We start from the raw sequence: 25,243 nt of genomic DNA on the forward strand, positions 1-25,243 counted from the left end.
GATGGTTAAGTCTGCCACTCCATTGGTTAGCGTGCTAATGCCTGCATTTAATGCCGAGCAACATATTGCACAAGCGATTGAAAGTATTTTGCAGCAAACCTACCCCCATTTTGAATTACTCATTTTCAATGATGGCTCCACTGATAAGACTCAACAGATCATGGATGAATTTAATGATGAGCGGATTGTAAAGATGCATATAGGTCAGAATAAAGGCCTAGTAAACGCTCGCAATCAATTGGTCGCCTCAGCTAAGGGTGACTATATTGCCTTTTTAGACGCTGACGATATTGCCTTTCCAAATCGACTGCAGTTACAGATTTCTTTTTTGGAGTCACATAAAGTGGACATTTGTGGCGGGGCTCATTATTCGCTTTACGAGAGCAGTGGAAAGATTAAGCCATCAAAACAGCGGTACTCAGATCCGGATATCCGCGCCTTAATTAGTGTTTGCAGCCCCTTATGTAATCCTGCCGTCATGGGTAAAGCGGGTGCGTTCAAGAAGCATCCTTATCGACTTGGAAAAGACTATGCCGAAGATTATTCGCTTTGGGCAGAGCTGGCTTTAGCCGGATATCGTTTTGCTAATCTGCATGAAAAGTTAATCACCTATCGAATACACACAAAGCAGACTAGTCAGGTTCAGAATTTTCAGACAAATAGAATTTTCAATGACAGCAGAAGCGCTTATCTAGACGGTCTTGGAATGGCTGGCAATTTCCCTCCAAAATCAATCTCATTTTTCAAAAGATTACAGTTGGCAATACCGTTTATGTGGAATTTAAATCAGAGAATTCGGGGCATTTCTGTGATGGCTAACTATGAAATTTATGCGCGTTTCCAATTTCGCGGCAATGGGTTATTTACGCCATTCACTCGAATGGAGCGCCTTTTAGTATCGATGCTTGCATCTCTTAGAGGCAGTGTTATATCTTAGATGCGTTGCCAATTCGCTGGCAATAAATCATCCCAGTTCATGGTAAGGTCATTAGTCCAGTGGCTTGGGCAAATCACTGTGTTATTTGAACCCTTTGCTAGCCAGGCTGCCCACCAGCTCAAAGAGCTATTTGCGATCAAATGATTTTGGCAGTGTGTCATTAACTCTAACTCTTGAATAACTGCATCACTCTTTTCAAGAGATTGGATAAAAGTGATTTTGTCTTGGTGGGGTAGATTTGCTTTCACCCAATCTAAGTCATCTGAAAATACAAAAAAATGGGTCTTCGGATTATTGTCTAGAAGTATTGCCATTCCCTGCTGATAGTAATCAAGCCCAATAAACCCATGCACCTTTGCTGCACTCGCTAGATGGACGTAGTCACCACGTCTTACATGGACCATGGCAGAGTTGCTTGCTTGAATTTGGTTTAGGTAGTTTTGGTAATGTGAATCTAATGCGGCTTTGGGATTCACTTCTGACTGCAGTATTTTTTTTATCGACTCAAAATACCGATAAGACTGCCAATACCCCATGAGATACAGGTTTTGAGTTTTGAAGGTGGGTGCTTTTAATAGGCTGGGGTCAAAACTGTAGGGGTTTTGTTCTAAATAAATGCAGGGGTTAATGGGCCACAGCTTCTGAAGGATTCGGCGAATATATTTGGACCTCTTTGGCGGAAAATCAAGTGTGATTAAAGCGCCCTTAGTATTTAATGCGGAGATTAGCAATTCTCTAGGGGTAACGTCGTCATAAGCCTTGGTAAACCAGCTTTGATCAAGTAGTAGGGAGGTTTGGTGCTGATGTGCTAGGGCTCTGGCAGTGGCATACTGAAACAGTTGGTTTCCTAGGCCGCCCTGGAGCTGTGCGATTATGTTCATAATTCTATAATTAGACCATCAGATGAGCTCAAGTGGGAGTCTTGTCGCCTAAAACTACATTCTTTGTATTTCAAGCTGAATATGACTCTTAACCAATTGTTGCTGCTTGCTAAGAAACGCAAAGTCAAACTGCAGCGCTCATTCGAAAAACATCAATTTAATTGGCTCTTCAATTCAGAAAGTCTTTGCCAGCATGATCTCATTCTTGCTGAAGCGGAAAGCGCACTTCAAAATAAGTCACCTCACGAGGATATAGAAACTTGCCTTAACTCACCCGACCCCCTAGTTCAGCAAGGAACTCGTTTGAGAATAGAGTTAGAAGCGCTCTTTAAAGATTGCATGGTTGGGACAAGTGACGAGCGCATCTTGATTCAAATTCCAGATGCACGTTTTTCGCCGGCAGGATATTCACTCTTCTCAAATTTGATGGAGAGCTTAAATTACATTGGCATCCCCGCAAGAGCACTGGGTTGGGAAGAGGAAACACAAACGGCTCTAGATCAATTTAAGCCTACTATTTTGCTCTCTAGCGATAACCATGAATATCTTCGTCGTATTGATTGGAAAGTTATTGCTCGGTATAAAGCAAGTGAACGCTTACGTGTGGGATTAAGCGCTGCACTAGAGGAGTATGAGAGCACGCCGTTATTGCCGCGTCTCGCCTGGGCTCAACAGCATCAAATAGATTTTTACTATAGCTACAGAGATGAAGATTACGTCACGAATCGGAAAGAATACCAACCATTTTTCGATGCGGGTTACCAAATTCTCTACATCCCATTTGGAGCGAATGTATTGCACTATTTTCCTGTTGCGGGATTTGAGCGCGACCTGAACTACGTCCTGATGGCCTCCCGAAAGCGCGAGCACATTGCTTATTTAAAAAATATTACATCCCAGTATTCTGGATTTCTTGATGGGCCTGGCTGGAAACAGGTGAAGCATTTTCAATTTAATCGAGAGCGAGATCGTTACATCTATGCACGCGCTAAGGTGGGATTGAATGTTCATCTTCCAGAGCAAATTGATTGGTCATGTGAATTAAATGAGCGCACATATCAACTAGCAGCATGCGGGGTTCCTCAGTTAATTGATCACCCAATGCTACTTAACAAGGTTTTTGGATCGCAGTCTTTCTTTATTGCCGAGTCACCCGCTGAGTATCATGAATTATTTAAAGAGATCATGCGCGCTCCTGAGCTGGGGATTGAAAAAGCCCTATATGCTCAACGGGAAGTATTTGCTGGCCACACCACCTTTCATCGAGCTAAGTCCCTGATAGATCAGTTAAAATTATCAAAATAATCTTGTGTGTTCCTGGCTAATGGTGCGCATTTAAGTATTTGATGAATAAGGCAAAAAATGATTTTAGTTACTGGTGGCGCTGGTTTTATTGGTGGAAATTTTGTCCTCGATTGGCTAAAAGTACCAGGCAATGAGGGCGTTATTAATCTCGATAAGCTGACCTATGCTGGCAACTTGACTACTCTTGCATCTTTGAAGGATGATTCGCGCCATATTTTTGTTCATGGCGATATTGGCGATAAAGCGCTTGTTAGTAAGTTATTGCATGAGCATCAACCTCGCGCTATCGTTAATTTTGCTGCTGAGAGCCATGTGGATCGTTCAATTCATGGACCCGCCGAATTTGTGGCTACCAACATTGTAGGCACCTTTAATCTCCTTGAATGTGCTCGTGATTATTGGAATGGATTAGATGACTCTGCGAAGAAGGCATTTCGCTTTCATCATGTATCCACTGACGAAGTCTACGGATCACTTTCTGCTACTGATCCTGCATTTACAGAAACGAATTCATATGAGCCTAATAGTCCATATTCCGCATCTAAGGCCGCCTCGGATCATTTAGTGCGTGCCTGGTTTCATACCTACGGTTTCCCGGTAGTTACCACCAATTGCTCCAATAACTACGGCCCATATCACTTCCCAGAGAAGTTGGTTCCTTTGGTCATTCTTAATGCGCTCAATGGCAAACCATTGCCTATTTATGGCGATGGTCAACAAATTCGTGATTGGCTCTATGTTGGCGATCATTGCGCGGCGATTCGTGAGGTGTTATCTAAAGGAGAATTGGGCGAGACCTACAATATTGGCGGCTGGAATGAAAAGGCCAATATTGATGTCGTGAAAACCATCTGCACGATTTTGGATGAGTTAAAGCCTCGTGCCGATGGCAAGGCATATGTAGATCAAATTACTTACGTTAAGGATCGCCCTGGTCATGATCGTCGCTATGCCATTGACGCAAGCAAGGTTGAGCGTGAGCTCGGTTGGCGGCCTGTAGAGACCTTTGATACGGGCATTCGCAAGACTGTGCAATGGTATTTGGACAACCCCGTTTGGATTGAAGGTGTAGTAAGCGGCTCTTACCGTGACTGGCTTTCTAAGCAGTACAACTAAAAAAGCCATGAAAATTCTTGTATTTGGCAAAGATGGCCAATTAGGACATGCCTTCCAAGAAGAGTTGGATGCGCGTACCTCAGCTTTGCTTACAAAGCCTGTCGTTCAGTATGTTGGACGTTCTGAATGTGATCTTGCCGATGAAGAAGTGCTTAGTCGATTGCTCAATCAATTTCAGCCCCATTTCATTATTAATGCTTCTGCTTATACGGCAGTGGATAAAGCGGAGACAGAATCCGATTTAGCTTTTGCAATTAATGCAAGAGCGCCAGAAATCATGGCACAATATGCTGCAGAGCATGGAGTTACCTTATTGCATTACTCGACAGACTATGTTTTTGATGGAGAGAAGTATGGCTTTTACTTAGAAAATGACATTCGCAACCCCTTGGGTGTTTATGGCAAAAGTAAAGCTGCTGGAGAAGAGGCGATTGCTAGAGTATTTACCGACAAGACCACTGGTCAATACGCTATTTTGAGAACAAGCTGGGTATATGGTGAGGGTGGTAATTTCATTCGCACGATTTTGCGTTTAGCTAAAGAACGTGAAGAGTTGAAAATCATTAGCGATCAATTTGGCGTTCCCACGAGTGCCCAGTGGTTGGCGCAAGTGAGTCTGAATTTAGCTCTAGATGAACATGCCCGATTAAGAAAATTCACATCGGGTATCTATCATGCTGTTCCTACCGGAGAGACTACTTGGCATGGTTTGGCATGCCTGGCCGTGCAGGCGGCCTTGGCTGCTGGTGCCACTCTTAGGGCTAATCCAGGCACTGTTAAACCTATTCTTGCAGTAGAGTACTCATTACCAGCCCCAAGACCCATGAATTCAATGATGTCCACAGATAAGCTTAATCAAGTCTTTGCAGGTCGGGGTGATGTGTCAGAATTGCAGCAACTGAATCAGCCGTGGGACGTTGCCGTCAAAGGCTATGTTGCTCAGTTAGCTCAAGATGGACTTATTTAGAAAGCACAAGATGGCGGTAAATAAAATGAATCGTAAGGGCATTATTTTAGCTGGAGGGTCGGGCACTCGTTTGTACCCTGTTACCCAAGCGGTTTCCAAACAACTCATGCCCGTCTATGACAAGCCAATGGTCTATTATCCCTTGAGCACTCTAATGCTTGCAGGCATTCGGGATATTTTATTGATCTCTACGCCGCATGACGCCCCGCGATTCTCTGAGTTACTGGGAGATGGCTCGCAATGGGGTCTGAATATTGAGTATTGTGTCCAGCCCTCTCCAGACGGTTTGGCCCAAGCATTTACTTTGGGTAAGCATTTTGTAGGCAATCATCCAAGCGCTTTAGTATTGGGTGACAATATTTTCTATGGTCACGAGCTGGTTAATCAACTTGATAGTGCTCATGCGCGCAGTAGCGGGGCAACCGTGTTTGCCTATCATGTCACCGATCCAGAGCGTTATGGCGTTGTTGAATTTGATAAAGATTACAAGGCGCTTTCGATCGAAGAGAAGCCCCTTAAGCCCAGAAGTAATTATGCGGTAACGGGGCTGTATTTTTACGATAATCAAGTGTGTGATATTGCAGCCTCTATTAAGCCTAGTGCACGTGGTGAGCTAGAAATAACCGACGTGAACCGCGTTTACCTCGAAAAGAATGAGCTCAGCGTAGAAATCATGGGTCGTGGTTTTGCGTGGTTAGATACCGGAACGCATGATTCACTATTAGATGCGGCAGGCTTTATCGCCACCTTACAAAAGCGCCAAGGTTTAATGGTGGCTTGTCCTGAAGAAATTGCTTATCGTCAAGGCTGGATCAGCGCAGAAGACGTCCTCAAAGTTGCCACCCATCTTAGCAAGAATAGTTACGGCCAATACCTGAGTAAGATTGTGCATGAGCTTAATACCTCCGCTCAACCCGTTTCCTTATCCAATAAGAAGATGATTGGATGAGCGCAACTTCCAAGCTACTAGTTACGTCGACAGCCATTCATGATGTGTTGGTTATCGAGCCCAGGGTATTTGGTGATGAACGTGGCTGGTTTACGGAATCTTTTAATGCTCAAGACTTTGCGGTGGCTACTGGTTTGAATGTGGAATTTGTGCAGGACAATCATTCCTTTTCTCGTCAATGGACTTTGCGGGGCTTGCATTACCAGTTAGAGCAAACGCAAGGGAAGTTGGTGAGAGTGGTTGCGGGTAGTGTATTTGACGTTGCCGTGGATATTCGTAAGGATTCTCCAACATATGGCAGGTGGGCTGGTGTTGAATTGAGCGCTCAAAATCATAAGCAAATGTGGGTCCCGCCAGGTTTGGCGCATGGCTTTTTAGTTCTATCTGAGCCAGCAGAGTTTTTATATAAAACAACTGATTACTATCACCCTCAAAGTGAGGCGTGTTTAGCCTGGAACGATCCAACTGTGGGTATCGAGTGGTCATTGCCGCAAGGCATTCTCCCCAATATGAATGCCAAAGATTCTGCTGGCTTATCGTGGGATGCGGCCCCTAAGTTTTAATTGAATTTAGATGTATTTTCAAAAGATAAGGTAATGCTCGCATGAGCGCTTCTCCCAAAATTTTATTGGTAAAACTATCCTCTCTCGGGGATGTATTACATAACTTGCCGATTGTGTGGGATTTGCGTGCGCGTCTACCAGATGCTCAAATTGATTGGGTAGTGGAGGAGGGGTATGTTTATCTGTTAAAGCCCTTGTTATCACGGGATGGTTTCCGAGGAATTGATCGCATCATTCCTTTTGGTTTGCGTCGCTGGAAGAAAAATCTTTTTAGTTTGGGCACATGGAAAGAGTTTTTTGTATTTAGAAAAATACTCCAATCCACTACCTATGATGTATTGATTGAGACACAAGGTTTATTGAAGTCTGCAATTGTCTGTTCTTTGGCTAACAAGAGTTCAGATGCGGTGATTGCAGGGCTTGCTAATGCTACCGAGTTTTCAGGATATGAACCGCTTGCAAGAAGTTTATACAACCAGTCTGTTCAAGTCCCAGTCAAATGCCATGCTGTTGATCGATCACGTTGGGTGATGTGTTCAGCATTTGATTGGCCTTTACTTGAGCGCTCAAATGTTCCGCAGTTTTATCCCAAAAAGTTTATTGAAAATATCCCAAAGAGCGCTGTCCTAGGCCTGAGTCCTCCTTATGTCTTGTGCTTTCATTCAACGGCTCGGGAGGCGAAGCGCTGGGCAAATGAACATTGGATCGCTTTAGGTAAAGATTTGGCTGCTCGTGGCTATCAAGTTATTTTCCCCTGGGGAAGTGCTGCAGAAAGGGCGGTCAGTGTTTTGCTTGCAGAGCAAGTATCAGGTAGTGTTGTGCCGCCTAGATTTTCTATCGAAGAAGCTTTCGCGGTCATTTCTGGCGCGGACTTAACAGTGGGTGTAGACACTGGCCTGACGCATTTAGCGGCAGTGCTAGATAAACCGACTGTGGAGATTTATTGTGATTCACCGCGCTGGAAGACTGAGGGTTACTGGTCGAATCGAATTTGTAACGTGGGCGATATAGAAACTCCGCCAACAGTGAAAGAGGTATTGGGTTCCTCACTGAAACTTCTGCAACAAACCTAATCTTTTGGGATTTAGCGTAGTAAGGTGTTGATGGAAATCAGGTCTTCATCCGACAATGCTGCCGCATGAGCTTTCAACTTAATTGCATTCAAAATCGTGTTGTAGCGCGCCTGCTGTAATTGTGAGCGGGTAGTAATGACGATATCTAATGCGATCAAGACGTCAATATTAATTAAGGTACCCACCTGAAATCCTAGCTTGCTAGACTCTAGTGCTGATGTGGATGAGCGCTCTGCAGCTTCGTAGGCCTTGACACTCGCTAAGCCACCGTAAAAGCCAGTAAAGGCCGTGCGCGTACTTTGGGCAGCGGTACGGCGAGCATTGTCGTAATTGGCTTTAGCTGCATCAAGTAGTGCTGCATTCTGACGAATCACGGAGCTATTAAATCCACCGGATACCAATGGGATTGTCATTTGCAATGCAATGGTGTTGTTGTAAATGTTCGTTTGCGATGGTGTCAGGCTATTAGCTGTACCGTTTGAGGTGTTGTAACCCGCAGTGCCTACAAAATTAACTGAAGGGTAGTTCAATGCCTGGGAAGCTTTGTAAGTGCTCTCCGCTAAATTGACGGAGAGTTGGCCTGCCAAAACATTGAAGTTCGCTGTTTCTGCTTGAAGAATCCAATCGTCTAATGTTTGACCTTTTGGCAACTGGGGATTAACGCTATCGGCAATCGGGATACCGTTGCTATCTTTATTTTTGGAGCGAGGGTCTTTGAGGACGCCATCAATCTTGGCTTCTTTGGTGAGCAGCTTCAATGCGCCTACTGGGCGACCAACTAACTGCTCCAAAATTCCGCGTTTGACGATGAGGTCTGCTTGAGCAGTAATTTCTTGGGAGTTGGCAAGATCCAAAGCTGCTTGTGCAGTATTGACATCGACAATTGTGGCTAATCCAGCATCAAACTTCGCTTGGGCAATATCTAATTGTTGCTTAATTAAACCTTTTTTATTGCGATAAAGCTCAACGTTGTCTTGACTAGTGAGTGCATCAAAGTAAGCTTGCGAGACACGGATGATGAGATCTTGTTGCGCTAAGTAAAAGCGCATATCCGCAATTTTGGTATTTAAATCACCTTGTTTAAATGCTTCGAGGGCAGCAATATTAAAGACGGGCTGCGTCAGGGTGACGGTGTAGCTTTTCTGGTCATATACCCGAGTGCTTGGGTATGTGCTAGCATGAGCATTGCCTGCCGCATGTTGATAGTAGCGAGTTCCAACGGGTACAGCAGCCGCTTGAGGGAGTAGTAATGACAGGCCTTGCCAATACAACTCTTTACTCGCTTGGTAGTTAAAGCGGGCAGCATTTAAAACGGGATCACTAAACGCAGCCTCTTGGTACAGGCGAATGAGATCCGAAGCTTGTCCAGCATTAGCCGTGCCGTTTCCATTGAGGTTCGAGGGTGCGCTATTTGTGGGAATAGCCTGCTTCGGGGCGATCACCATTTGTGGCGGCATATCTAGCCCAACTAAGGACTGAGCGCTCATTGGTATGGGTAGTGATGGCTTAGCCCCATTGGCGGCTTGCGCAAAGGTATTGGTTGAGATTACACCCAGCCCGAGCACCTGCCCCAGGATTAAACCTAAGGTACTGAGCTGTGAAAGGCGAAAACTGGCTGGGGTCATCTGATTCGATTACTTTTTATATGCCATGAAGTTTAAGGCTTATTTAAGTAAAGCGTCTTAATTGACCCTCATTTTGTCAAATCTCAAGATCATCTTCATCTACCCTATAAAATTACTCATATGGATCTAATTTTGCTAGGCAAAGCTTTAATACTGGGGATAGTCGAGGGCTTAACTGAGTTTTTGCCAATCTCTAGTACAGGGCATCTTATTTTGGTTGGTGACTTGCTCGACTTTAATGATGAGAGGGGGAAGGCCTTCGAGGTCATCATTCAGTTTGGTGCCATCTTGGCCGTGTGTTGGGAGTTCCGAGAAAAGCTCTGGAAGGTGACATCCACCATCAAGACAAGCGCCATCTCACGTCGCTTTGTGATCAACCTATTGATTGCCTCCATTCCGGCAATGGGCTTAGCCTTTATCTTTGGAAAACACATCAAGGCGGTCTTATTTTCTCCTATCCCAGTTGCTACCGCCTTCATCGTTGGCGCACTAATTATTTTCTGGGCTGAACGTCGACAAACCAAATTAGCTCACTCAGCGGGTAAATCCCATATTCAGTCGGTAGATGATCTGACCCCTTTAGATGCTTTAAAGGTGGGGTTGGCACAGTGTGCTGCTTTAATTCCGGGAACCTCTCGCTCAGGAGCAACCATTATTGGTGGCATGTTGTTTGGCTTGCCGCGTGCAGTAGCTACTGAGTTTTCATTCTTCCTGGCTATTCCCGTTATTGGTGGTGCTACCGCTTATGAGTTGCTCAAGCTTTGGAAGAATCCCGTTTCCCTGTCTGGCGACTTTACTTGGGCAATTGTGGTCGGATTTATTTCAGCGTTCATTTCAGCGTTTATTTGCGTGCGCTGGCTGATTCATTATGTCGCTGGGCATAACTTCATTCCCTTTGCTTGGTATCGCATTGTCTTTGGCGTACTGGTGTTGATAAGTGCATATAGTGGTTTAGTTGCTTGGTCGCATTGATAGTGCTCTCACAAACTTAATAAAGAACAACAGGAATTTTTATGGACGTATCAATAGACGCTATTACGAACAATATTCAACTGGCGCTTGCCCCAGTATTTTTGTTGACGGCGGTAGCCACCTTGATTAATGCTATTTCTGCTCGGCTGGCTAGGTCGGTTGATCGCATGCGCGCTATTCAACATCGGATTCAGGAGGGCAGCATTCAGGATCAAGCAGTTCTGATCCATATGATAAAAGAGGCGAATGAGGCAAAAGTTCGAGGTCGTCTTTGCACTGCTGCGATTTTCTTTGATGTATTGAGCGGCGTATTTATTTCATTAACCGTCCTTGAGTTATTTTTCTTTCAGGCCGGAGCAGTGCGCTCTTTGCAGGCTACTTATGTCATATGGACTTTTGTGCTCGGCTTGATCTCCTTTATGACTTCGCTATCTATCGTGCTGAGTGAGGTGGTTTATGCCTATCGCTCGGCTGGCTGGAATACGCCTTTTCCAAAATAACCGTAGATAAAAATAAGCACTTCGTGAATATCACTAGAACCGATCGTATTCGCTCTTTTGTTTTAAGGGCAGGCAGAACAACCGCCGGACAACAGCGCGCAATGGATGAGCTGGGCCCCCAGTTCTTAATTCCGTTTCAGGATAAAGAGCTTAGCCTCCAAGAGGTATTTAAGGACTCTTCAAAAGCTAAGATTTTGGAGATTGGCTTTGGCATGGGGGAGACCACCGCTAAAATTGCCGCCTTGCGATCTGAAGATGATTTTTTGGCAATTGAGGTTCATCCTCCTGGAGTTGGTGCTTTACTCAAGCTGATTGGTGAAAACAATCTCACCAATTTGCGCTTGATTCGCCATGATGCAGTTGAGGTACTTGAAAAAATGATTGCGCCTAATTCTCTAGATGGCATTCATATTTACTTTGCAGATCCTTGGCATAAAAAACGTCACCATAAGCGTCGACTCATTCAAGCGGAGTTTGTGAAATTATTAGTTTCTCGTTTAAAGCCTGGAGCCTATTTGCATCTGGCTACCGATTGGCATAACTATGCTGAGCAAATGCTCTTGGTCTTAAATGTGGAGCCGGCACTCATCAATACCTCTGTAGAGCAAATGCAGATAGAAACTTTTTCTGCGGCTGATGTGGCAAGTGAGATTGAGCTTGCGAAAGAATCCTTTAAAGAATTCAAGCCCACTCTTGAGCAACTCAATGCTAAGCATCCCGGGTATGTGAATAGACCTTCATACAGACCAATTACCAAGTTTGAAAACCGAGGACTAAAGTTGGGTCACGGAGTTTGGGATTTGGTTTACAAGAAAAAGTAATTTTGCGTTTGCCAATAAAAACTCTTGGGCTCTAATCGAGCGCAAGAGTTTTGGGCAACTGCAGATGCTATTTAGAAATTACCCTGCATTTAGCCAGCCTGGATTTCAGTGCTGCGCAATTGTTGGGCTAACAGGTCCAATACGCCGTTAACGTATTTATGGCCATCGGTACCGCCAAAAGTTTTAGCAAGCTCCACCGCTTCGTTGATGGCTACCTTGTAAGGAACAGCCAGATCGATTGCGAGTTCGTAAGTACCAATTAATAAAGCAGCATGCTCTACAGGCGAGAGCTCATTAATAGGGCGATCGAGTGCTGGGGTAATGAGACCCTCCAATTCATCGGTGTGCTCTAAAACGCCAGTAAAAATACCTTGGAATAGCTCTAGCTGGCAGCGGCGAAAACCAGGGTCTTCAGCAAGCTGTTTCGCAATGGCGGCGGCATTTGGCAGGCTACCTGCGCGACGCATCACCAGACTTTGATATACGCCTTGCAGGGCATATTCACGAGCGCGGCGGCGTGGTGTCAGGGAACGCTTAGGCGCGCTCGCTACGGGAGTTTGTGTTGTTGCGGAAGTCTTAGTCATATCAATCATTACTCTTGGCTAGGATTGATTTCAAAATCAATATCGGGTGTCAGGGATAGCGCCAGATTGGCCATTTCTACAACGGCTTTAGCGCAATCAGCACCTTTGACTTGAACACGAACCTGCGCCTGCTCATCGGTATCGCAGGTGAGAACGCCATTGGCAATTGGTAGGCCGGAATCAATGGAGATCCGAGTGATGCCAGAGGCAGACTCATTGGAAACAAGTTCAAAGTGGTATGTCTCGCCACGAATGACAGCACCCAAAGCAACTAAGCCATCAAACTCGCCAGTCTCCGCCATTTTTTGGAGTGCGAAGGGGATTTCTAAGGCGCCAGGTACAGTAACTAATTTGATGTCTGCTTGAGATACACCCAGGTTGATGAGCTCTTCAATGCAGGCGGTTGTTAAAGCAATGCAGTGTTCTTCATTGAAGCGCGCTTGTACGATTCCCACGCGCAGGTCCTGACCGTTTAAGTCGGCCTCTAGAACGCCTACCGCTTGTTCATTATTAGTTGTGGTCATATTTGGATGGCTTATTTATGAGGTTCAAAAGGGGTATAGCCAGTCACTTCGAGCTTGTATCCTGAAAGGCTTGGTACGGGACTGGGGTTAGCAAGTAAGCGCATTTTTCCAACACCAATATCTTTGAGAATTTGAGCGCCAATGCCGTAACTGCGGAAATCAGTTTTGCGAGCCAAAGGCTTTTGTGTCTCTTCTGCATGGGTGCCATTGAGTTTATGAAATTGCGCCAACCAATCAACATCATTTGGGGATGCAATACCCGAAGCATTTAACAATACCGCTACGCCTGATGGAGCAGCTACAAGCTTTTGCAGAGCTTGGGCTAGGGGCCAGGAGTGGGTACTGACATGAGCATCTAAGAAATCCAATGCAGTCACAGGCTCATGTACGCGCACTAGTGTTTCTTCAGCCTCAGATGGCTTGCCATGAACAAGTGCTAAGTGAATACAAGAGCTAGGTGTATCGCGATAAATAATTCCTTGAAATTTTCCCCAAGGCGTATCAAACTCACGCTCGCCTTCGCGAACCACAATACTTTCATGTTGGCTGCGGTACTGAATCAGGTCGGCAATGCTGCCAATCTTTAATTGATGCTCTTTAGCAAATTCCAAAAGATCTGGCAAACGCGCCATGTTGCCATCATCTTTCATGATTTCACAAATAACAGCGGTAGGGGAACATCCGGCCATGGCCGCTAGATCGCAGCCTGCTTCTGTGTGTCCTGAGCGAATCAATACACCACCAGGTTGTGCCATCAGCGGAAAGATGTGTCCAGGCTGAACAAGATCATTGGGTTTCGCATGGGGTGCTACCGCTGCTTGAATGGTGTGAGCACGGTCTGCAGCAGAGATTCCGGTGGTGACGCCGCTGGCAGCTTCAATGGAGACGGTGAAGTTCGTCCCCATGGAGGTGCCGTTATCTCTCACCATCAAAGGAAGATTAATTTGTTGGCAACGCTCTCGTGTCAAGGTAAGGCAAATCAGCCCGCGACCATGCTTGGCCATGAAATTTACAGCTTCGGCAGTGACGTGGTCTGCTGCGAGTACTAGGTCGCCTTCGTTCTCACGGTCTTCTTCATCAACCAGAATGACCATCTTGCCAGCCTTGAGCTCGGCAACGATTTCTTCTGTAGTGGCGAGATTATTTTGCATAGCCTTCTATTTTAAGCTGAGGAGGGATTTTTAGGGCTACAGCGCTGGCCTAGCGCTCAATATTCAACATTTCTGACAATGGAAGTCCTTTAGACGCAATTTTTTTCTATTTTTAATCTTGAGAAAATATCCCTATGCCCAGCTTCTCCCGCAAGCCGCAAGTACCCCTAGTCAAGTTGAGAGGGCTAATGGCTCTATCTTGCCCGAGGTTTTGATGGCGATAAGTTTGGTTACAAGCAGCTGGATAGCTTTTAGGGTGGCAAGCAATTTATCGATCCTCATGCCCCCAAAAGAGGGATGTTTTTTAATGCGGCGGGTGCTGCAAAGACGGCTCAAGGGGGTTTTGTGGCCAACTAACTGATATTGGGTCACGATCGGAGCCCTAGCTTGGAGTGGCAACTGATTCTGAGTAGTGGGGGTCGATGGCGGATTTGCGATCTAGCTAAAGATGCCAAAGTCTGTAGGTAGTGTGGCGGGTAAATTTACTGCTCCTGACCACAATCGGTTTTAATAGACCCATGTACAGCGCAGTTGACCATCAATTTATGAGCGAGGCTTTGGCCGAGGCTCAAAATGCCCGCTATCTCTCCAACCCAAACCCCCGGGTTGGTTGCGTCATTATTAATGATGGACAAGTCATTGGTCGTGGACACACCCAAAGGGTAGGCGGCCCTCATGCGGAGGTACAGGCCTTAGCGGATGCAAAAGCGCAGGGTTTCGATCCCCTCGGATCAACGGTATATGTGACTTTAGAGCCCTGCAATCACACTGGCAGAACACCGCCCTGTGTCGATGCTTTAATAGCCGCTAAGCCCGCTATGGTGATTGTGGCGATGGCCGATCCAAATCCCCTGGTTAGTGGTAAGGGTCTTGAGCGTTTAAAAGCGGCCGGTATCGATGTGCGCTGTGGATTGTTAGAATCTGAAGCTCAGGCATTAAATCCAGGCTTTATCTCACGCATGACCCGGGGATTGCCTTGGGTGCGGATGAAGATCGCGGCCAGCTTAGATGGAAAGACAGCTTTACCAAATGGTCAAAGTCAGTGGATTACAGGATCCTTAGCTAGGGCGGATGGTCACCATTGGCGAGCTCAAGCCTGTGCCATATTGACTGGGGTGGGTACGGTGAAAGAGGATGATCCGACTCTTAATGTTCGCGATGTCAAAACCAACCGTCAGCCTTGGAAAATCATTGTTGACTCCAATTTAGAGACACCGCTCAACGCCAAGGTATTGAGTAACCCCCAGACATCAGGCGTCATCTTGGTTTGTGCTTCATTGGAATCTCAAGAGATTCAGCAAAAGGCAAAAGCATTTGAAGCTCTCGGCATTGAAGTAATTCCGATGTCGAATGCCAATGGTAAAGTGGATTTACCCAAACTATTTGCTTACTTAGCGCAAGAGCGCAACATGAATGAAATCCATGTTGAAGCAGGATTTAAATTAAACGGCTCCTTGCTAAGAGAAGGTTGTGTCGACGAGTTATTGCTGTATTACGCCCCCTTCTTTATGGGTGATGGTATTGGCATGGCAAACATATCTCCTTTGACGGACCTAGAGCAACGTCAGGATTGGAGAATTATTGATCAAGGTTTATTTGGCCCTGATCTACGTGTACGCCTAGGCAAGAAATAGCGATTTAAGAAAATTAAAAAAACCAATTTAAGATCTCATTATGTTCACTGGAATTATTACTGCTGTTGGTCAAATTAAAAGCGCTCAAGCTAAGGGCGATGGTCTGCAATTGCTAGTTGAAGTGCCTACGGGCTATCTCGATGATGTTGCTTTAGGTGACAGTATCGCGATACAAGGTGCGTGTATGACTGCAACGGAATTGACTAGCAATACCTTTGCTTTGGATATTTCGCGTGAGTCTCTTAATAAGACCGTGGGCTTGGATAAGGTCGGCCCGGTCAATCTTGAAAAAGCACTACGTTTAAATGATCGTTTGGGCGGCCATTTAGTGAGTGGCCACGTTGATGGTGTTGGTAAGGTCGCGCACTTTGCTACTGTTGCACAAGACCCCTATGGTTCATGGCTGCTACGTATTGATGCCCCAAAAGAGCTGGCACCATTTTTAGCCTACAAAGGATCTATTGTGGTGAATGGCGTTTCTTTGACGGTGAATAAAACCGAGGACATAGCTAATGCTTGCATAGTGAATATCAACATCATTCCTCATACGCTGGAGAACACAACATTAGGCCAGCTGAAGCAAGGCGATGCTGTCAACCTAGAGGTGGATTTGATTGCGCGTTATGTTGCGCGCATGATGGAAACGCGGGCTAACTAAATTAAGCCTGCTGCCTTATTTCTTTTGGTAGCGCGTTGGATCACTGAGGTTGGCTTGCTTAAAGCCGACTTTTCTCAAACGACAGGATTCACATTCACCGCAGGCTTCGCCTAAATCATTAGCTTGATAGCAGGAGACGGTTTGTGAGTAATCAATGCCTAAGGTAGTCCCTAGCTGGATGATGTCTGCTTTGCTCATACTGATGATGGGCGCATGAACCCGAAAGCGATTCTCATTATTTTGTGCTTCTACGCCGGCTTTAGTGGCCAAGTTTGCCATCGTCTCAAACGAGGCAACATATTCGGGGCGACAGTCAGGATAGCCAGAGTAGTCCACTGCATTGGCGCCATAAAAAATATCGAGTCCGCCTAGTGATTCCGCCCAACCCAATGCAAGCGAAAGTAAAATTGTGTTGCGCGCTGGCACATAGGTTACGGGGATCTCTTGATCGTTTCCTGGGGTAACTGGGATGTCGATAGAGGAGTCCGTTAATGCAGAGCCACCAAAACGAGTGAGGTCTAAATTGACCACCTCATGACGGATGACACCTATTTTTTTAGCGATATGTTTTGCTGCCGCTAGCTCAGAGGAGTGGCGTTGCCCGTAGCCTACGGAAAGCACATAGGGCGCGTAACCAAGATCTTTTGCAAGGGCCAAAATCGTGCTGGAATCTAAGCCACCTGAAAATAAGATTACCGCAGGAGCATTCGGCTTGCGTGGAGCGATATTTTGAAACGCAGCGGATAACAGAGACATAAGAATTAAGATTATTTCTTACTTAATTGCAGCGTTCAGTTGCTGCGCGTCTTTTGCTGCTTCAGTGTCGGGATATTTACTAATGATCTCAGCGAAAGTTTTTTTGGCAGCCACTTTGTTGCCGCTTTCTAATTGCGCATTACCTAATGTCAACATTGCTGACGGAATGCGCGGATGAGTTGGGTAACGTTTAATGAGACTTTGTAGCTGCGCAATAGCGCCTGCATAATCTTTATTGGCATATTTGCTATTACCGCTCCAGAAAAGAGCCAGCGGTAAGTAGGGGCTCTTAGGATAGCGCGTAGCAAAGGCCGAGAAGCCTTCATCTGCTTTCTTCAAACTACCTGTTTGAAAAGCCTTTAAGGCATCGTCGTAGGCTTTTTTCTCGCCAGGTTGAACGGTGCCACTAACGCCCTCAATGGTAGCTGTACGAGGCTCAAAATTGCCCAAGCGTGTATCGAGATCCTGGTAATAAGTCTTCTGACTAGTGTTGATATCTTCGCCTTGCTTCTCCAGATTCTCAACCTTTCCACGTAACTCTGCATTTTCTGATTTGAGTTTCTCAATTTGATTTTGTAAATCCATTTGCGTTGTTGCTAGAGATTTACGTAAATCTAAAATTGCCTTACGCGCATCATCATCTGCAAACAGTGCCCATGCATTACTGGAGGCGCTTAAGCAAAAAGCCGTGGCACTTAAACAAAACGCTCGTGAGAGCGTTTGTTTAAAAGAGTGTGGAAGCTTAGGCATTAGTTGGTAATGTAAACAATGTCAGCACGGCGGTTTTCTGCCCATGCTGCTTCGTTGTCGCCCTCAGCTTTAGGCTTTTCTTTACCAAAGCTCACTGCTTCCATTTGGTCATCAGATACGCCCATTTGGTTGAGTGATTTGCGAACTGCATCTGAACGACGCTGACCCAATGCTAAGTTGTATTCTGCAGTACCGCGTTCATCGGTATTGCCCTGAATGATGATCTTTTGCTTAGGATTGGCTTTTAAGAAGCTTGCATGCGCGGACAACTGTTTCTGATATTTGGTCTGAACAGTGTATTCATTCAAATCAAAATAGACGCTACGCTGGAAAAGGGGACTGCTTGGATCATTCCAAGGCTGTGAACCGAAGTTGCCACTGCCACCATTGGCGCCATCAACATCATCTAATTTGACGCTTGAACAAGCTGCCAAAAATAATGCGGTTACACCTACGAGGGTGAGTGTTGCGGCACGGCGTGCGATAGAAATCTTCATGATCTTTCCTTTGTCCTACAAATAAAGCTATTAAATGAGCTAATAGCCAATATTATGCCCCTAAGAGCCCAATATTGGCTATATAAGCGGAAAGATCTGAGTTGAAATCTGATTAAGGCCTCAGTCCATAAACGGACCCCAAGATGGCTGACGGACATCAGATCCTGGAATGCTTAATACCTGTTTAGAGTTCCCATCTACCGATACAGCGGCCAAGACCCGCTTGCCACCGACTTTAGTGGAATACAAAACATAACGACCATTTGCTGCAAAGGAGGGGGATTCATCACTGCTACTGTCAGTCAAGGCTTGTGAGTCACCTGTGGCCAGATTGAGGATGTAAAGGCGGAAAGCCCCGCCAATATTGGCGATATAGGCCAAATATTTGCCATCTGGAGAAATGCGCGGTGATGTTACAAAACCTTGCTTGTAAGTAATTCGCTTAGCCCCCTCTACTTGCTCTCCCTCTGCACTCATACGGTAAATTTGGGGGTTGCCACCACGATCACTCGTGAAATAGATATAACGACCGTCAGCAGAATATTGGGGCTCGGTATCAATCGTATAGCCGCGTGTTAGGCGATGTAAACCTGTGCCATCAGCATTAATGCCATAGATCTGGGTATTGCCATCTTTTGAAAGTGATATTGCCAGTTTTTTACCATCGGGCGACCAAGCTGGTGCACTGTTATTCCCCTTTTGATTCGAAAGGGGAATGCGACGACCTGTTGCGAGTTCATGCACATAAATCACTGGCTTGCGATCTTCAAAAGATACGTAGGCCACTTTCTTGCCATCTGGCGACCAAGAAGGGGAGATGATGGGTTCTCCACTACTCATAGCATTGCGAATGTTCTGACCATCTGCATCAGAGATCACGAGGCGATAGCGCTTGCCTTCTTTGATGACGTAGGAGAGCCGAGTAGAGAAGATGCCACGCTCACCCAATAGTTTGAGAATGATGTCATCAGCAATCTTATGGCCCACAGCGCGCAAGTTATCGGCGCTGGAATTGAGGTTGAGGCCGCCTAAACTTTGCGACTTGCGCACATCAAATAGTTTGTAATGAATTTCAAACTGGGATGCGCCAGTTTGTACAACAGAGCCTACTACCAAAGCATCGGCGCCACGAGCAGACCAAGATTTATAGTTTGGTGTGCCTTCATCACTTTCACTAGCATTCCCATTCTCAGTGTTTTTAAAGTAACCACTGCGCGCTAAGTCTTGGCGAATGATTTCTGTGATGCTAATTGGTAATTTATTTTCTTCTTTGAAGCGCATGACAGCGATGGGATAAAGAGACTGTCCTACACCCGTAATTTCAATATTCATTTGCGCGAGAGCGGGAGAGCTCAAGCCAATCACGGACATCATGGCCATGAACACTGCTATTGAGAATGCAAAACTCTGTTTAAGGGCAATACGCTTAATACGATTAGCTACTTGCAACATGCTTTAGTCCTTAGGTTTAAAGGTCAGCTTAACTTCTCTTTGGGGAATTTTTCCATTGTCGTCTTTCGGCAGACTTTCTGCGCGAGTAAGTGCGAGTAAAACTGCGCGATCCCAGCCAGCATTACCGCTAGAGGTTACGAGATCTGTACTTAGGATTGCGCCATCGGGTGCAAGATTGACTTTAACAACTGCCGCAGGATTACCGCTGACTGATTCAGGGTTAAAAACAATCAAAGGTTTCACCTTTTTAATAACTTTATCTGTCCAGCCGGGAGGGGCATTGCCACCAGCACCAACACCGCTACCACTAGTGCCACCGCTACCACCTTCGGCTCCAGCGGCAGCGCGTAGGCGAGCTAACTGATCTGCGCGAACTTTCTCAGCAGCAGCATTTGCTTTGGTTTCAGCAGGGGCGGTAGCTTTTGGAGCCTCAGCCTTTTTAGGCTTCTCTTTTTCCTTGTCCTTCTCCTTGGGTGGAGTTGGCTTTATTGGCTTAGGCGTTTCTTTCACCACTTCTTTTTTAGGGGGCTCTTTTTCAACTTGTTTTTTCTTTGACGGCGATGTCAGCCGCCTCTTCCTTCATTTCGGTTTTGACTTCGGGGATAACCAGCGCCTCAACTTGTTGGCTGGCATCCCAAAGCTCCACTTCAACCCCAGATGGAGTGGAGCTATTCCAACTAATTCCAATCATCAGAAAAGCTAGCAAACCTAAATGCGCGGCAAGCGAAAAACTAAAAGCACGTTTAGTGCTTTCGTTTTTAGTGGGGCGGCCTCGTGAGAAGCTTGAATGAAATGTTTGCGCGCTATTCATGGATGCAATGCAAAGAGGCTTACTGACTCTTCACGGCAAGGCCGACACGTTTAACGCCATTTTCTTTGAGCTTCGACATGACTTCCATCACTACTTCATATTTGATGGATTTGTCCGCTGCGAGCACTACTGGTTGCTCGGCCGATTTTTCTGCTTGTGATCTTGCAAATGCACCGAGCTCAAATTTATTGAGTGTTTGCACAGGATCACCGCCTTTGCGAACGATGACATTTTCATTGGCATCAATCGTTAAAAAGACGGGGGGTAAGGATTGCACCTTTGCACCACCGACAGTTGGTAAATTGACAACGCCAGGATTGACCATCGGCGCGGTCACCATGAAGATGACCAATAACACCAACATCACATCGATGTAAGGCACCACATTAATGTCAGACATTGCCCGACGCTTGGAAGACTTTCTCAGTGAGCCGCCCATGCTTATTTGCCTGAAGCTTGACGTTGCAAGATGTTGGTGAATTCTTCTATGAAGGTTTCAAAGCGAATGGAGAGGCGATCTACGTCAGTAGCTGTGCGGTTATAGGCGACTACCGCTGGAATGGCGGCAAACAGACCAATCGCAGTAGCAACCAATGCCTCGGCAATACCGGGGGCTACGGCAGCTAAGGTGGCGTTTTGTACGTTTGCCAAGCCACGGAAGGCATGCATGATGCCCCAAACGGTCCCAAAGAGGCCAATGTAGGGGGAAACTGAGCCGACGGATGCCAGAAATGGCAGATTGGCTTCTAGCATGTCCATTTCACGTTGGTAGGTGGCCTTCATGGCACGACGGGCGGCATCGATTTCACGAACTTTCATGAACTCCTGCATGCCAGCCTCAAAGATATGCTCTAAAACGGCGTCGCTGCGGGTATTGCGCTGAGCGGCTTCCAAAAGGGTATTCAGGTCGCCACCGGACCAAAAGTCCCTCTCAAAACGCTCGGTATCACGTCTGACGCCCCGCAGAATGGCTGTTTTCTTAAAAATAATGGTCCAGGAGGCTACGGACATGCCCATTAATAACAACATTACTAGCTGGACTAATAGGCTGGCATTAAGGACTAGGGAGAGGAATGAGAGGTCTTGAGTAGGTGTCATGGTGGATTTTGTATGATGTAGGTTGATTTTACTAAGTTAATTCACTCAGCAATCCAACTTCTTCAGGATTATTACTATGTTTGACCGCCAAAACACTTTAGCCAAAACTGACCCAGAGTTGTGGGCATCGATTCAGAATGAGAATAAGCGTCAGGAAGACCATATTGAACTCATCGCTTCAGAGAACTACGCCTCCCCAGCAGTAATGCAGGCACAAGGCTCTCAGCTAACCAATAAGTATGCTGAAGGCTATCCAGGCAAGCGTTATTACGGTGGTTGTGAATTTGTAGATGTAGCCGAGCAATTGGCAATTGATCGAGTGAAAGCTCTTTACGGCGCTGAGGCAGCGAACGTGCAGCCCCATTGTGGCGCATCTGCAAATCAAGCTGTGTTCTTGGCGTTCTTAAAACCCGGCGATACCTTCATGGGTATGAGCTTGGCTGAAGGTGGTCACTTGACCCACGGTATGGCATTAAATATGAGCGGTAAGTGGTTTAACCCGATTTCCTATGGCCTCGATAAAAACGAAGTGATCGATTACGAGCAGATGGAGCGTTTGGCTCGTGAGCACAAACCTAAATTGATTATTGCTGGTGCATCTGCCTACTCTCTCAAGATCGATTGGGAGCGTATTGGTAAGCTAGCAAAAGAAGTTGGCGCAATTTTTATGGTGGATATGGCGCATTACTCTGGCCTCATTGCCGCCGGTGTTTATCCTAATCCAGTGCCGCACGCAGATATCGTGACTTCCACAACGCATAAGAGTTTGCGCGGCCCCCGTGGCGGCATTATCTTGATGAAGGCTGAGCACGAGAAGGCGATTAACTCGGCAGTATTCCCAGGTCTACAAGGCGGTCCTTTAATGCATGTGATTGCGGCTAAGGCGACAGCATTTAAAGAGGCGCAAGAACCTGGTTTTATTGATTATCAAAAGCAGGTCATTGCTAATGCTAAAGCCTTAGCTGAGACCTTGATCTCTCGTGGTCTGCGCATTGTTTCTGGCGGTACAGATTCTCACGTGATGTTGGTGGACTTACGCGCTAAGAAAATGACCGGTAAAGAGGCTGAGCGTGTATTGGGCGAAGCCCACATTACTTGTAACAAGAACGGTATTCCAAACGATCCAGAAAAACCTATGGTCACTAGTGGCATTCGTTTGGGTTCACCTGCAATGACGACTCGTGGTTTTAAGGAGGCTGAAGCAAGACAAGTGGGCAATTTCATTGCGGATGTTTTGGATAACCCAAGTGATGCTGACAATATCGCCAAGGTGCGTGCGCAAGTAGCTGAGCTGACCAAGCGTTTCCCGGTTTACGGTTAAGCACCAGAGCCTCAAGAAAGTATTCATTGCGCTGCCCTTTTTGCCATAACGACGATACCCAGGTACTCGATACCCGGGTATCTGACGAAGGCGATAGTATTCGTCGCCGTCGCCGTTGTACAAAGTGCGATAAACGGTTTACGACCTATGAGCGTGTAGAGCTGGTGTTACCAGCGATCGTAAAGAAAAATGGTAGTCGTGTGGATTACAGTCATGAGAAGTTAGCAAGCTCAATCAAGCTCGCTTTACGCAAACGGCCAGTATCTTCTGACTCCGTAGATGAAGCCATCGGTCGCATTGAAGAAAAGCTTTTGAGCCTTGGCGAAAAAGAAATTCCGAGCGAACGCGTTGGTGAGCTCGTGATGCGCGAACTCAAACGATTGGATAAGGTGGCTTACATTCGCTTTGCTTCAGTCTATCGAAGCTTTGCAGATATTGAATCATTTGAGAGCGCCCTTAAAGAGCTCAAATAATCCCTGATTGAAAGATTTGGGGCAATAAAAAAAGGACTGCAATTGAACTGCAGTCCTTTCTGCTTTTACAGAAAATGAATTATTTTAATTCTGCAAAGATCGAAGCAGTAATACCATCAACGCTACCGCTACCGCTGACCTTGCGATAGGCGGGAGCCTTCACTTTGTCAGATGCATTACTTTGGCTTGCCCAAGTAGAGTAATACTCAACCAAAGGACGGGTCTGATCGTTGTATACCTGCAAGCGCTTACGAACGGTTTCTTCTTTATCGTCATCACGCTGAATCAAGTCTTCACCAGTGACATCATCTTTGCCTTCAACTTTTGGTGGGTTGAAAGTGACGTGATAAGTTCGACCTGAGGCAGGGTGCACACGGCGACCACTCATGCGATCAATGATGGCATCAAATGGCACATCGATTTCTAAAACATAGTCGATTGGCACGCCAGCATCTTTCATGGCTTGCGCTTGAGGAATAGTTCTTGGGAAACCGTCAAACAAGTAACCCTTGCTGCAATCAGGCTGGGTTAAGCGATCTTTGACTAAGCCGATGATGATGTCGTCGGAAACTAGCCCGCCTGCATCCATAATCTTTTTAGCGGCAATGCCGAGTTCTGTTCCAGCTTTAACAGCAGAGCGCAACATGTCGCCTGTTGAGATTTGTGGAATAGCAAATTTTTCGCAAATGAACTGAGCTTGTGTTCCTTTGCCAGCACCTGGTGCACCGAGCAGAATCAACCGCATTGTTTTCCCCTTAGAAGACCCTCATTGTCCCGTATTTTTTCGGGATCCTTTGTAACCAATTCCTAGGATTATCCCCGAGAAGCCTTCAGGGTCGGGATTCTGACTTATCTGGCTAGGATCTGGCGGACTCGTTCGAGGTCTTCGGCCGTATCAACCCCAGCTGGCGGGGCTTCGCTGGCGGTATGGACGGCAATACGGTAACCATTCCAGAGAGCTCTTAGTTGCTCAAGTGCCTCCGCCTGCTCTGGTGGAGCTGGATTAAGTCGGGTATAGGCCTCTAAAAAGTCTGCCCGGTAGGCATAAATGCCAAGGTGACGTAAGTGCGTGACATCCTGAGCTAACTCTGGGTCGCGCACAAAGGGAATGCTCGCTCTTGAGAAATACAAGGCTTCACCAGCTTTGTTGAGAACCACTTTAACTACATTTGGGTTGGTAATTTCTGAGGCATCTGTAATTGGCACTGCAACAGTAGAGATGGCGCAAGCAGTGTTATCTGCCAATGTTTGGGCTACCTGATTAATTAATTCTGGTGGAATAAGGGGCTCATCACCTTGCACGTTTACAACCAGAGTATCTGCTGGAAGTTTTAAAAGTTGCGCTACTTCTGCAATTCGGTCTGTACCGGTAGGATGATCTGGGCTGGTCAGTAGGCACTCAATGCGGTACTCATCACAGGCTGCTTGGATCTCTGGAGAGTCGGTCGCTACCACTACGCTTTGTGCATTTGATTGCCGTGCACGCTCAGCTACTCGAATCACCATCGGCTTGCCGCCAATATCAGCAAGTGGTTTGCGAGGCAAGCGAGTTGATCCTAGCCTTGCCGGAATCACTACTAAAAATTCTGGGGGCTTGTTATTCATCTTAGGTTCAATCAGTTGTGATTGAATTAATTGCATTCATCGGCCGAGAGGCTACGTGCCTCATCGACCAACATCACGGGGATGTCATTACGAATCGGGTAGGCCAGGCGATCTGCCTTGCAAATCAACTCATGTTTCTCGCTATCTAAATGCAAAGTGCTTTTGCATAAAGGGCAAACCAAAATCTCAAGTAGGCGCTTATCCATATCTGCTCTTTGTT

At 46.2% G+C, this 25,243-nt stretch carries 30 protein-coding genes; 14 read left to right on the plus strand and 16 right to left on the minus strand.

The window, feature by feature from the left end:
• Position 1: 1 nt before the first annotated feature.
• Complete coding sequence (locus tag CBI30_RS09250; RefSeq protein ID WP_088528017.1) at positions 2–937, plus strand: glycosyltransferase family 2 protein; 936 nt, start codon at positions 2–4, stop codon at positions 935–937.
• On the opposite strand, the gene CBI30_RS09255 is transcribed toward CBI30_RS09250, so the two are convergent.
• Entirely contained in the window at positions 934–1,818 is an 885-nt protein-coding gene (locus tag CBI30_RS09255; RefSeq protein WP_088528018.1) for an alpha-1,2-fucosyltransferase, read from the minus strand. The two genes, CBI30_RS09250 and CBI30_RS09255, sit on opposite strands and share 4 nt — an antisense overlap.
• An 81-nt stretch (positions 1,819–1,899) precedes the next feature.
• Between CBI30_RS09255 and CBI30_RS09260 the strand changes: the two genes are divergently transcribed.
• From CBI30_RS09260 to waaC, 6 genes are read left to right on the plus strand one after another with little or no spacing between them, the layout of a single operon-like run.
• Positions 1,900–3,123 carry a glycosyltransferase family protein gene (locus CBI30_RS09260; protein ID WP_088528019.1) on the plus strand — a complete coding sequence of 408 codons (1,224 nt, stop codon included), beginning with the start codon at positions 1,900–1,902 and terminating at the stop codon, positions 3,121–3,123.
• A 57-nt stretch (positions 3,124–3,180) separates the two neighbouring features.
• Positions 3,181–4,239 (plus strand): dTDP-glucose 4,6-dehydratase, encoded by a 1,059-nt coding sequence (rfbB, locus tag CBI30_RS09265; protein WP_088528020.1) that lies wholly within the window; start codon positions 3,181–3,183, stop codon positions 4,237–4,239.
• A 7-nt stretch (positions 4,240–4,246) separates the two neighbouring features.
• Complete coding sequence (rfbD, locus tag CBI30_RS09270) at positions 4,247–5,206, plus strand: dTDP-4-dehydrorhamnose reductase (RefSeq protein ID WP_088528070.1); 960 nt, start codon at positions 4,247–4,249, stop codon at positions 5,204–5,206.
• 25 nt (positions 5,207–5,231) lie between these two features.
• Positions 5,232–6,155: a glucose-1-phosphate thymidylyltransferase RfbA gene (gene rfbA / locus CBI30_RS09275; protein WP_088528071.1), complete on the plus strand. Its 924-nt coding sequence runs from the start codon at positions 5,232–5,234 to the stop codon at positions 6,153–6,155.
• On the plus strand, positions 6,152–6,718 hold the full coding sequence (rfbC, locus tag CBI30_RS09280; RefSeq protein ID WP_088528021.1) for a dTDP-4-dehydrorhamnose 3,5-epimerase: 567 nt from the start codon (positions 6,152–6,154) through the stop codon (positions 6,716–6,718). Before rfbA ends, rfbC begins: the two co-directional genes overlap by 4 nt.
• A 41-nt stretch (positions 6,719–6,759) precedes the next feature.
• On the plus strand, positions 6,760–7,791 hold the full coding sequence (gene waaC / locus CBI30_RS09285; RefSeq protein WP_088528022.1) for a lipopolysaccharide heptosyltransferase I: 1,032 nt from the start codon (positions 6,760–6,762) through the stop codon (positions 7,789–7,791).
• An 11-nt stretch (positions 7,792–7,802) separates the two neighbouring features.
• On the opposite strand, the gene CBI30_RS09290 is transcribed toward waaC, so the two are convergent.
• On the minus strand, positions 7,803–9,416 hold the full coding sequence (locus tag CBI30_RS09290) for a TolC family protein (protein ID WP_088528023.1): 1,614 nt from the start codon (positions 9,414–9,416) through the stop codon (positions 7,803–7,805).
• Positions 9,417–9,536: 120 nt separating this feature from the next.
• Here CBI30_RS09290 and CBI30_RS09295 point away from each other — a divergent pair, with 120 nt between their 5' ends.
• The 3 genes from CBI30_RS09295 to trmB are packed head-to-tail and all read left to right on the plus strand — an operon-like array spanning position 9,537 to position 11,709.
• Complete coding sequence (locus CBI30_RS09295; RefSeq protein WP_088528024.1) at positions 9,537–10,388, plus strand: undecaprenyl-diphosphate phosphatase; 852 nt, start codon at positions 9,537–9,539, stop codon at positions 10,386–10,388.
• Positions 10,389–10,429: 41 nt separating this feature from the next.
• Positions 10,430–10,888: a DUF2721 domain-containing protein gene (locus tag CBI30_RS09300; protein ID WP_088528025.1), complete on the plus strand. Its 459-nt coding sequence runs from the start codon at positions 10,430–10,432 to the stop codon at positions 10,886–10,888.
• A 23-nt stretch (positions 10,889–10,911) separates the two neighbouring features.
• Positions 10,912–11,709: a tRNA (guanosine(46)-N7)-methyltransferase TrmB gene (gene trmB / locus CBI30_RS09305; RefSeq protein ID WP_240553559.1), complete on the plus strand. Its 798-nt coding sequence runs from the start codon at positions 10,912–10,914 to the stop codon at positions 11,707–11,709.
• A gap of 89 nt (positions 11,710–11,798) precedes the next feature.
• Here the strand turns inward: trmB and nusB are convergent, their stop codons facing one another.
• From nusB to ribBA, 3 genes are read right to left on the minus strand one after another with little or no spacing between them, the layout of a single operon-like run.
• Positions 11,799–12,293 carry a transcription antitermination factor NusB gene (gene nusB, locus CBI30_RS09310; RefSeq protein WP_088528072.1) on the minus strand — a complete coding sequence of 165 codons (495 nt, stop codon included), beginning with the start codon at positions 12,291–12,293 and terminating at the stop codon, positions 11,799–11,801.
• Between the two features lie 8 nt (positions 12,294–12,301).
• Complete coding sequence (gene ribH / locus CBI30_RS09315) at positions 12,302–12,817, minus strand: 6,7-dimethyl-8-ribityllumazine synthase (protein ID WP_088528027.1); 516 nt, start codon at positions 12,815–12,817, stop codon at positions 12,302–12,304.
• 11 nt (positions 12,818–12,828) lie between these two features.
• The gene (gene ribBA / locus CBI30_RS09320; protein WP_088528028.1) at positions 12,829–13,968 is read right to left on the minus strand and encodes a bifunctional 3,4-dihydroxy-2-butanone-4-phosphate synthase/GTP cyclohydrolase II; all 1,140 of its coding nucleotides are present in this window, start codon (positions 13,966–13,968) and stop codon (positions 12,829–12,831) included.
• A gap of 518 nt (positions 13,969–14,486) precedes the next feature.
• Between ribBA and ribD the strand changes: the two genes are divergently transcribed.
• Together ribD and CBI30_RS09335 are read left to right on the plus strand one after the other, a co-directional pair.
• Positions 14,487–15,602, plus strand: coding sequence for a bifunctional diaminohydroxyphosphoribosylaminopyrimidine deaminase/5-amino-6-(5-phosphoribosylamino)uracil reductase RibD (gene ribD, locus CBI30_RS09330; RefSeq protein WP_088528029.1), 1,116 nt, complete (start codon positions 14,487–14,489; stop codon positions 15,600–15,602).
• A 40-nt stretch (positions 15,603–15,642) separates the two neighbouring features.
• Complete coding sequence (locus CBI30_RS09335; RefSeq protein WP_088528030.1) at positions 15,643–16,260, plus strand: riboflavin synthase; 618 nt, start codon at positions 15,643–15,645, stop codon at positions 16,258–16,260.
• Positions 16,261–16,275: 15 nt separating this feature from the next.
• On the opposite strand, the gene queC is transcribed toward CBI30_RS09335, so the two are convergent.
• The 8 genes from queC to tolQ form a co-directional block, all read right to left on the minus strand.
• Entirely contained in the window at positions 16,276–17,016 is a 741-nt protein-coding gene (queC, locus tag CBI30_RS09340; protein WP_088528031.1) for a 7-cyano-7-deazaguanine synthase QueC, read from the minus strand.
• Between the two features lie 18 nt (positions 17,017–17,034).
• A complete protein-coding gene (gene ybgF, locus CBI30_RS09345) occupies positions 17,035–17,766 on the minus strand; it encodes a tol-pal system protein YbgF (protein WP_088528032.1) in 732 nt (243 codons plus the stop codon).
• A complete protein-coding gene (gene pal, locus CBI30_RS09350) occupies positions 17,766–18,263 on the minus strand; it encodes a peptidoglycan-associated lipoprotein Pal (protein WP_088528033.1) in 498 nt (165 codons plus the stop codon). Before pal ends, ybgF begins: the two co-directional genes overlap by 1 nt.
• A 120-nt stretch (positions 18,264–18,383) precedes the next feature.
• Complete coding sequence (gene tolB, locus CBI30_RS09355; RefSeq protein WP_088528073.1) at positions 18,384–19,643, minus strand: Tol-Pal system beta propeller repeat protein TolB; 1,260 nt, start codon at positions 19,641–19,643, stop codon at positions 18,384–18,386.
• 75 nt (positions 19,644–19,718) lie between these two features.
• A complete protein-coding gene (gene tolA, locus CBI30_RS11395; RefSeq protein WP_338046840.1) occupies positions 19,719–20,225 on the minus strand; it encodes a cell envelope integrity protein TolA in 507 nt (168 codons plus the stop codon).
• A 25-nt stretch (positions 20,226–20,250) separates the two neighbouring features.
• Positions 20,251–20,526, minus strand: coding sequence for a hypothetical protein (locus CBI30_RS11400; protein ID WP_338046841.1), 276 nt, complete (start codon positions 20,524–20,526; stop codon positions 20,251–20,253).
• Positions 20,527–20,545: 19 nt separating this feature from the next.
• On the minus strand, positions 20,546–20,965 hold the full coding sequence (gene tolR / locus CBI30_RS09365; protein WP_088528034.1) for a protein TolR: 420 nt from the start codon (positions 20,963–20,965) through the stop codon (positions 20,546–20,548).
• Between the two features lie 2 nt (positions 20,966–20,967).
• On the minus strand, positions 20,968–21,624 hold the full coding sequence (gene tolQ / locus CBI30_RS09370; protein ID WP_088528035.1) for a protein TolQ: 657 nt from the start codon (positions 21,622–21,624) through the stop codon (positions 20,968–20,970).
• Between the two features lie 76 nt (positions 21,625–21,700).
• Here tolQ and glyA point away from each other — a divergent pair, with 76 nt between their 5' ends.
• Positions 21,701–22,945: a serine hydroxymethyltransferase gene (gene glyA, locus CBI30_RS09375; protein WP_088528036.1), complete on the plus strand. Its 1,245-nt coding sequence runs from the start codon at positions 21,701–21,703 to the stop codon at positions 22,943–22,945.
• Positions 22,946–22,971: 26 nt separating this feature from the next.
• Entirely contained in the window at positions 22,972–23,418 is a 447-nt protein-coding gene (nrdR, locus tag CBI30_RS09380; protein ID WP_088528037.1) for a transcriptional regulator NrdR, read from the plus strand.
• 79 nt (positions 23,419–23,497) lie between these two features.
• Here the strand turns inward: nrdR and adk are convergent, their stop codons facing one another.
• The 3 genes from adk to CBI30_RS09395 form a co-directional block, all read right to left on the minus strand.
• Positions 23,498–24,163 (minus strand): adenylate kinase, encoded by a 666-nt coding sequence (gene adk, locus CBI30_RS09385; protein ID WP_088528038.1) that lies wholly within the window; start codon positions 24,161–24,163, stop codon positions 23,498–23,500.
• A 104-nt stretch (positions 24,164–24,267) separates the two neighbouring features.
• A complete protein-coding gene (gene kdsB / locus CBI30_RS09390) occupies positions 24,268–25,023 on the minus strand; it encodes a 3-deoxy-manno-octulosonate cytidylyltransferase (RefSeq protein WP_088528074.1) in 756 nt (251 codons plus the stop codon).
• 26 nt (positions 25,024–25,049) lie between these two features.
• Positions 25,050–25,229, minus strand: a complete 180-nt coding sequence (locus tag CBI30_RS09395; protein ID WP_088528039.1) for a Trm112 family protein — start codon at positions 25,227–25,229, stop codon at positions 25,050–25,052.
• Between the last annotated feature and the right edge of the window lie 14 nt (positions 25,230–25,243).

Origin of the sequence: Polynucleobacter aenigmaticus, from assembly GCF_002206635.1 — a bacterium.
GTDB classification, from domain to species: domain Bacteria; phylum Pseudomonadota; class Gammaproteobacteria; order Burkholderiales; family Burkholderiaceae; genus Polynucleobacter; species Polynucleobacter aenigmaticus.

Bases quoted from the DNA above. Each gene is read 5' to 3' on its own strand.
- glyA (WP_088528036.1), top strand. From the start codon at position 21,701: ATGTTTGACCGCCAAAACACTTTAGCCAAAACTGACCCAGAGTTGTGG.
- tolB (WP_088528073.1), bottom strand. From the start codon at position 19,643: ATGGCCATGATGTCCGTGATTGGCTTGAGCTCTCCCGCTCTCGCGCAA.
- rfbB (WP_088528020.1), top strand. From the start codon at position 3,181: ATGATTTTAGTTACTGGTGGCGCTGGTTTTATTGGTGGAAATTTTGTC.
- ribH (WP_088528027.1), bottom strand. From the start codon at position 12,817: ATGACCACAACTAATAATGAACAAGCGGTAGGCGTTCTAGAGGCCGAC.
- kdsB (WP_088528074.1), bottom strand. From the start codon at position 25,023: ATGAATAACAAGCCCCCAGAATTTTTAGTAGTGATTCCGGCAAGGCTA.
- CBI30_RS09260 (WP_088528019.1), top strand. From the start codon at position 1,900: ATGACTCTTAACCAATTGTTGCTGCTTGCTAAGAAACGCAAAGTCAAA.
- tolR (WP_088528034.1), bottom strand. From the start codon at position 20,965: ATGGGCGGCTCACTGAGAAAGTCTTCCAAGCGTCGGGCAATGTCTGAC.
- rfbC (WP_088528021.1), top strand. From the start codon at position 6,152: ATGAGCGCAACTTCCAAGCTACTAGTTACGTCGACAGCCATTCATGAT.
- CBI30_RS11400 (WP_338046841.1), bottom strand. From the start codon at position 20,526: ATGAATAGCGCGCAAACATTTCATTCAAGCTTCTCACGAGGCCGCCCC.
- CBI30_RS09300 (WP_088528025.1), top strand. From the start codon at position 10,430: ATGGACGTATCAATAGACGCTATTACGAACAATATTCAACTGGCGCTT.
- rfbA (WP_088528071.1), top strand. From the start codon at position 5,232: ATGAATCGTAAGGGCATTATTTTAGCTGGAGGGTCGGGCACTCGTTTG.
- ribBA (WP_088528028.1), bottom strand. From the start codon at position 13,968: ATGCAAAATAATCTCGCCACTACAGAAGAAATCGTTGCCGAGCTCAAG.
- adk (WP_088528038.1), bottom strand. From the start codon at position 24,163: ATGCGGTTGATTCTGCTCGGTGCACCAGGTGCTGGCAAAGGAACACAA.
- queC (WP_088528031.1), bottom strand. From the start codon at position 17,016: ATGTCTCTGTTATCCGCTGCGTTTCAAAATATCGCTCCACGCAAGCCG.
- ribD (WP_088528029.1), top strand. From the start codon at position 14,487: ATGTACAGCGCAGTTGACCATCAATTTATGAGCGAGGCTTTGGCCGAG.
- ybgF (WP_088528032.1), bottom strand. From the start codon at position 17,766: ATGCCTAAGCTTCCACACTCTTTTAAACAAACGCTCTCACGAGCGTTT.
- CBI30_RS09335 (WP_088528030.1), top strand. From the start codon at position 15,643: ATGTTCACTGGAATTATTACTGCTGTTGGTCAAATTAAAAGCGCTCAA.
- rfbD (WP_088528070.1), top strand. From the start codon at position 4,247: ATGAAAATTCTTGTATTTGGCAAAGATGGCCAATTAGGACATGCCTTC.
- CBI30_RS09255 (WP_088528018.1), bottom strand. From the start codon at position 1,818: ATGAACATAATCGCACAGCTCCAGGGCGGCCTAGGAAACCAACTGTTT.
- CBI30_RS09295 (WP_088528024.1), top strand. From the start codon at position 9,537: ATGGATCTAATTTTGCTAGGCAAAGCTTTAATACTGGGGATAGTCGAG.
- waaC (WP_088528022.1), top strand. From the start codon at position 6,760: ATGAGCGCTTCTCCCAAAATTTTATTGGTAAAACTATCCTCTCTCGGG.
- CBI30_RS09290 (WP_088528023.1), bottom strand. From the start codon at position 9,416: ATGACCCCAGCCAGTTTTCGCCTTTCACAGCTCAGTACCTTAGGTTTA.
- tolQ (WP_088528035.1), bottom strand. From the start codon at position 21,624: ATGACACCTACTCAAGACCTCTCATTCCTCTCCCTAGTCCTTAATGCC.
- pal (WP_088528033.1), bottom strand. From the start codon at position 18,263: ATGAAGATTTCTATCGCACGCCGTGCCGCAACACTCACCCTCGTAGGT.
- CBI30_RS09395 (WP_088528039.1), bottom strand. From the start codon at position 25,229: ATGGATAAGCGCCTACTTGAGATTTTGGTTTGCCCTTTATGCAAAAGC.
- CBI30_RS09250 (WP_088528017.1), top strand. From the start codon at position 2: ATGGTTAAGTCTGCCACTCCATTGGTTAGCGTGCTAATGCCTGCATTT.
- nusB (WP_088528072.1), bottom strand. From the start codon at position 12,293: ATGACTAAGACTTCCGCAACAACACAAACTCCCGTAGCGAGCGCGCCT.